Annotated in this window: 6 protein-coding genes; 4 read left to right on the top strand and 2 right to left on the bottom strand. The window is 71.9% G+C overall.

The window, feature by feature from the left end; translation table 11 throughout:
- Positions 1 to 317: 317 nt before the first annotated feature.
- Positions 318 to 1181, top strand: a complete 864-nt coding sequence (locus I6A60_RS36935; protein ID WP_203020761.1) for a class I SAM-dependent methyltransferase — start codon at positions 318 to 320, stop codon at positions 1179 to 1181.
- A 29-nt stretch (positions 1182 to 1210) separates the two neighbouring features.
- On the opposite strand, the gene I6A60_RS43040 is transcribed toward I6A60_RS36935, so the two are convergent.
- Complete coding sequence (locus I6A60_RS43040) at positions 1211 to 1339, bottom strand: hypothetical protein (RefSeq protein WP_255545211.1); 129 nt, start codon at positions 1337 to 1339, stop codon at positions 1211 to 1213.
- Between the two features lie 307 nt (positions 1340 to 1646).
- Between I6A60_RS43040 and I6A60_RS36930 the strand changes: the two genes are divergently transcribed.
- Complete coding sequence (locus I6A60_RS36930; protein WP_203020759.1) at positions 1647 to 2615, top strand: aldo/keto reductase; 969 nt, start codon at positions 1647 to 1649, stop codon at positions 2613 to 2615.
- Positions 2616 to 2734: 119 nt separating this feature from the next.
- Here I6A60_RS36930 and I6A60_RS36925 read toward each other — a convergent pair whose 3' ends face one another.
- Entirely contained in the window at positions 2735 to 2896 is a 162-nt protein-coding gene (locus I6A60_RS36925) for a hypothetical protein (protein ID WP_203020757.1), read from the bottom strand.
- A gap of 272 nt (positions 2897 to 3168) precedes the next feature.
- On the opposite strand from I6A60_RS36925, the gene I6A60_RS36920 reads away from it, so the two are divergent.
- On the top strand, positions 3169 to 4386 hold the full coding sequence (locus I6A60_RS36920; protein ID WP_203020755.1) for a CaiB/BaiF CoA-transferase family protein: 1218 nt from the start codon (positions 3169 to 3171) through the stop codon (positions 4384 to 4386).
- Positions 4387 to 4475: 89 nt separating this feature from the next.
- Positions 4476 to 5744, top strand: a complete 1269-nt coding sequence (locus I6A60_RS36915) for an amidohydrolase family protein (protein WP_203042065.1) — start codon at positions 4476 to 4478, stop codon at positions 5742 to 5744.
- The last annotated feature ends 77 nt before the right edge of the window (positions 5745 to 5821 follow it).

Below are 5821 nucleotides of genomic sequence, written 5' to 3'. Positions count from 1 at the left end.
ATTTCCGCCGGCCGCGGGGGCGCGGAGATGTGAATACGCGCCCGGGGTCGCCCGGGCTACCCCGAATCCACCCGATCATGAAAGGCCGATCCGGCGTCGGCCCACGCCGGCACCAGGCGGGCGTGGCTGGCTCAGCGGAGGGCCGCGCCTACGACCGCGCCGGGAATGATCGGTTCCCGGGAGCGTCGGCCTTGCGGGCGCGTTCGACAGGGTGCGCGATGGTTGTCACGGGCTCCTGGCCAAGCCGGATACGACACTGCCGAGGTAGCAGTTCGACGGGCGCGACCCGACGACGGACCCCAGGCGAGGAGACGATCATGGATGTCCCACCGGACACTGCCGGCGGGCAGGCTGATCGCGGCCAGAAGGCATTGTGGAGCGGCGTCGCGGGGCGCGGATGGGTGGCGGCTCAGGAGCTGCTCGACCGGATGTACCAGCCGTTCGAGGACCTGCTCGCCGAGAGCGTGGCCCTCGGCGCGCAGGTGCTCGACGTCGGCTGCGGTGTGGGGGCCACGACGCTCGCCGCCGCCCGGCGGGCGGGCGAGTGCGGGAGGTGCGTCGGCGTCGACATCTCGGAGCCGATGATCGAGGCGGCCCGGCTACGCACCGAGCGGGAAGCCGTCCCCGCGCTGTTCCTGCACGGGGACGCCGCGAGCCACACCTTCCAGCCGGCCGCGTTCGACGTGATCATCTCGCGGTTCGGGGTCATGTTCTTCGACGACGCCGTCGGCGCGTTCGCGAACCTACGAGGCGCGGCGCGGGCCGGCGGTCGGCTCCGGTTCGTCGCCTGGCGCGGCCCGGCCGAGAATCCGTTCCTCACGGCGGCCGAGCAGGCCGCGTCACCGATGCTGCCGGGCCTCGCGTCCCGCGATCCGGACGCGCCCGGCCCGTTCGCCCTCGCCCGGCAGGACCACACCCGGCGCGTCCTCGCGGACAGCGGCTGGACCGGCATCGACATCGAGCGCCTCGACGTGCCCTGTTCGCTCTCCGAGGCGGAGCTGGAGCGCTACTTCACGCTGGTGGGCCCCGTCGGCCGCGCCCTTGCCGAGCTCGACGGAGACCTTCGGGCGAAGGTGATCGAAGCGGTCCGGACGGGCTTCGCCCCCTTTCTCCAGGACGGCCGAGTCCGCTATACGGCGGCGTGCTGGGCCGTCAACGCCGTGGCGCCCCCTGCCCGCTGAGCCGGATCGCCGGTCCGGACGTCCCCGGGTCAGCCGGTCACCGGTACCTGCTGGCCGCCGATCGGGCTGGTGCCGGCCGGCGGGGCCACGACCGCGCCACCTCCGGCGGCGACCCCCGCGACGCCGACCCCGGTGCTGATCTCACATGGAGCGACCACTAACGGCCTTCAAGTAGGGGCCGCGTGTCACAAACCCGCAGGTCAGAATGCATCAGGGGGCGCCAAGCGGGAAGGTGGACTCCACCGGGCGATCACGTACCGTCAGGGCGCTCCCCCGGCGGCCGCAGAGAGGTACTGGCGGTACCTGGAAAGGCAGCCACTCCCCAGGCGCCGCGGCGCGGGCCAGAGTCGGTGCGGTGAACGCCGTCCACAGTCGTTCCCGGTGGACGCCGTCCACGCCGGCGCCATCGCGACCGGGCACCCGCCACAGCGCCGCCCACCCACGGCGGCACGGAAGGACCTCGCCATGAAGCACGCGAAGCTGGGCGACCTTGATGTCTCACGGATCGGCCTGGGCGCGATGGGCATGTCGACCGCGTACATCGGGCCGGGCGACGACGACGAGTCGATCCGGACCATCCACCGGGCCCTGGACCTCGGGGTCACCTTCCTGGACACCGCCGAGGTGTACGGGCCGTACGTCAACGAGGAGCTGGTGGGCCGGGCACTGAAGGGCCGCCGGGACGAGGTGGTGCTCGCGACGAAGTTCGGCCTGGTCTCCCACACCGGTCGCGACGGGGCCGACAGCAGCCCGGCGAGCATCCGGACCGCCGTCGAGGGCTCGCTGCGCCGGCTGGACACCGACCGCATCGACCTCTACTACCAGCACCGGGTCGACCCTCAGACGCCGATCGAGGACACCATCGGCGTCCTGGCCGAGCTGGTCACCGCGGGAAAGATCCGTCACATCGGGCTCTCCGAGGCCGGGGTGAGCACGATCCGCCGGGCCCACGCCGTCCACCCGGTCACCGCGCTGCAGTCGGAGTACTCCCTGTGGACCCGCGACCCTGAGCCCGCCGTGCTGCCGGTGCTGCGCGAGCTGGGCATCGGCTTCGTGCCCTACTCGCCGCTGGGCCGTGGCTTCCTGACCGGCCAGATCCGCTCGGTCGGCGAGATCCACGACGCGGACTTCCGGCGGAGCAACCCCCGGTTCGCCGCCGAGAACTTCGAGCAGAACCTGCGCAGCGCCGACGAGGTCGCGGCCGTCGCCGCCGAGGTGGGCGCCACCCCGGCCCAGGTGGCGCTGGCCTGGGTGCTGTCCAAGGGCGACGACATCGCGCCGATCCCCGGCACCAAGCGGGTCTCGCGGGTCGAGGAGAACGTCGCAGCCGACGAGGTCACGCTGACCCCGGCGCAGCTCGGCCGCCTCGACCGGGTCCCGCCGGCCGCCGGCGACCACCACAACGAGGAGCAGATGCGGATGATCGAGCGCTGATCGCGCCGAGCTGCGCGGCCGGCTGGTTCAGGCGACGCCGGTAGTCCAGGCGGCACCGGTCAGGCTGAACCGGTTCTGCCTGAACCGGTTCAGGCAGAACCGGTTCAGGCGGAGCTGGTTCAGGCGGAGCTGGTGGTGTCCGTGACGACGGTGGACAGGCCGTTGCCGAGCGCGCCGAGCCAGCCGAACGCCGTGTGCAGGAACGCCGCGGCCTCGGTGGGCGCGGTCACGACGTAGAAGCCCACGAAGATCCAGAACGCCCACGGCAGTACAGCCTTCATCGTCGCGCCAACCCTCCGCAGACAGTCTGTGGCCGAACCATAACTGTCCGTCGCCAGTGGCGCTGGCTCGCGGGCCTACGGCCGCGCGCTCGGAGGCCTCAAGCCTTGCCAGCTCGGGCGTGGCCCACTATCTTCGCCAACATCGAGGTCGATGTCGACTTTGAATCCAACGTCCTGATCGGATCGCCTACCGGGCCTGGTAGCGGGCCGCATCGCGACGAGGGTCGACGCCTCGCCACGGGTACCCCGCGAAGACCGGCCGGAGGACTTGCATGACCGCAATCATGACGGGCGTCCGTGTGCTCGAGGTGGCCGAGCACACGTTCGTCCCGGCCGCCTCGGCCCTGCTCGCCGACTGGGGCGCCGAGGTCATCAAGATCGAGCACGTCGAACGCGGCGACGCGATGCGCGGCCTCGCCTCGACCGGCACGGCCCCCGTCGGCGGCGGGGTGCACGTGCTGCTGGAGCACTCGAACCGCGGCAAGCGCAGCCTGGCCCTCGACCTGACGACCGAGCAGGGCCTGAAGATCCTCTACGAGCTGGCCGCGACCTGCGACATCTTCCTGACCAACAAGCTGCCCGGCGTCCGGGCGAAGCTGCGGATCGACGTCGAGGACATCCGCGCCCACAACCCGAACATCATCTACGCGCGCGGCGTCGGCCAGGGCGAGCGCGGGCCGGACGCGGACCGGGGCTCCTACGACTTCCTCGCCTTCTGGGGCCGGGCCGGCATCGCCGCGGCGATGATGATGGACGACGGCCCCGGGCGGGTGCCGTTCCCGCCGGCACCCGGCTTCGGCGACTCGATCGGCGCGATGACCATCGCGGGCGGCCTGATGGGCGCGCTGTTCCACCGGGAGCGCACCGGGCACGCCGCGATCGTGGACGTCTCCCTGATGGGGGCGGGCATGTGGTCGATGGGCCAGGCGATCGCGCTGTCGGGGCAGCTCGGCATCCCGTGGGCGCAGCCGCCCGGCGGGCGGACCGGCAACCCGCTGGTCAACAGCTACGAGACCAGCGACGGCCGTTTCCTGAGCTTCTCCTGCCTGCAGGTCACCCGGTACTGGTCGGAGCTGTGCGGCCTCGTCGGCCGCCCGGACCTCGCCACCGACCCGCGCTTCGCCGACTTCGCCACGATCAGCGCGAACGCCGCCGAGGCCACCAAGGAGCTGCGCGCGGTGTTCGGGGGCGCACCGCTGGCCGAGTGGCGCGACCGGCTGCGCCCGTTCAGCGGCCAGTGGACGGCGGTCCAGACCACCCTGGAGGCCACCACGGATCCGCAGGCGGTGGCGAACGGCTACGTCCAGTCCCTGGAGAACGCCGCCGGCACGCCGTTCCAGCTGGTCGCGGCGCCGGTCCAGTTCGACGAGCAGCCGGCCCAGCCCGGCCGCGCCCCCGAGCTCAACGAGCACGGCGACGCGATCCTCGCCGAGCTCGGGTACGACTGGGACTCCGTCGTCGCCCTCAAGGTCGACGGCGTCGTCGCCTGACCCGAACGCCACAGCCATCGAACGCCCTGACGCTGAACGCCCAGACGCTGAACGCCACAGACGCTGAACGCCGCAGAGGAGTGACGACCATGAGGGTCGAGGACATGATCCTGGTCAGCATCGACGACCACGTCGTCGAGCCGCCCGACATGTTCACCCGCCACGTGCCCGCGAAGTGGGCCGACCAGGCGCCGAAGGTCGTCACCACCGAGGACGGCTTCCAGTCCTGGGAGTTCAACGGCAACCGCACCGGGACGTTGTCCCTGAACGCGGTCGTGTCGTGGCCGCCGGAGGAGTGGGGGCTAGACCCCGCCGGCTACGCCGAGATGCGGCCCGGCGCCTACGACATCCACGAGCGGGTCCGCGACATGAACCGCAACGGGATCTTCGCGTCCATGTGCTTCCCGACGTTCCCCGGCTTCAGCGCCGGCAACCTGAACCGGGGCCGCAACGAGCTGGCCTACGCGATGGTCCAGGCCTACAACGACTGGCACATCGACGAGTGGGCCACGGCCTACCCCGGCCGGTTCATCCCGCTCGCCCTGCTGCCGACCTGGGACAGCGCGCTGATGGTGGCCGAGATCCGGCGGGTGTCGGCCAAGGGCTGCCGGGCCGTGTCGATGCCAGAGCTGCCGCACATCGAGGGCCTGCCGAGCTACCACGACCTCGGCCACTGGGGCCCGGTGTTCGAGGCGCTCAGCGACACCGGCATGGTCATGTGCCTGCACATCGGCCAGGGGTTCGGCGCCCTCAAGCAGCCGTCGGACGCCCCGATCGACAACTTCATCATCCTGGCGACCCAGGTGTCGACGCTCGCCGCCCAGGATCTGCTGTGGGGCCCGGCCATGCGGAACTACCCGAGCCTGAAGATCGCCTGGTCGGAGGCGGGGATCGGGTGGATCCCCTTCTACCTCAGCCGCTGCGACCGGCACTACCTCAACCAGCGCTGGCTGCGCCGCGACTTCGGCGGCAAGCTGCCGAGTGAGGTCTTCCGGGACCACTCGCTCGCCTGCTACGTGACCGACCCGGTCGCGCTGAAGGTCCGCCACGACATCGGCATCGACATCATCGCCTGGGAGTGCGACTATCCGCACTCCGACTCGATCTGGCCGGACGCCCCCGAGCAGGTCATGGCCGAGATGACCGACACGGGCGCCTCCGACGACGACATCAACAAGATCACCTGGCAGAACTCCTGCCGGTTCTTCGACTGGGACCCCTTCCGTGGCCTCGCCCACGAGCAGGCGACGGTCGGCGCGCTGCGGGCCCAGGCGACCGACGTCGACATCCGCGTCCGGACCCGCAAGGAATGGGCGGCGCGCTACGCCGCCGAGGCGGCGGGCGCGGCGTCCGCCTGACCCCGGGCGCGCGAGCGCGCCGCGGCGGCGGGCCGCCCCCGCGGGTGGCGCCCCCCCCCCCCCCGCCCCGCGGGGGG

Source organism: Frankia sp. AgB1.9, from assembly GCF_016786355.1.
GTDB lineage: Bacteria > Actinomycetota > Actinomycetes > Frankiales > Frankiaceae > Pseudofrankia.
This window is presented reverse-complemented; position numbering and strand designations above follow the sequence as displayed.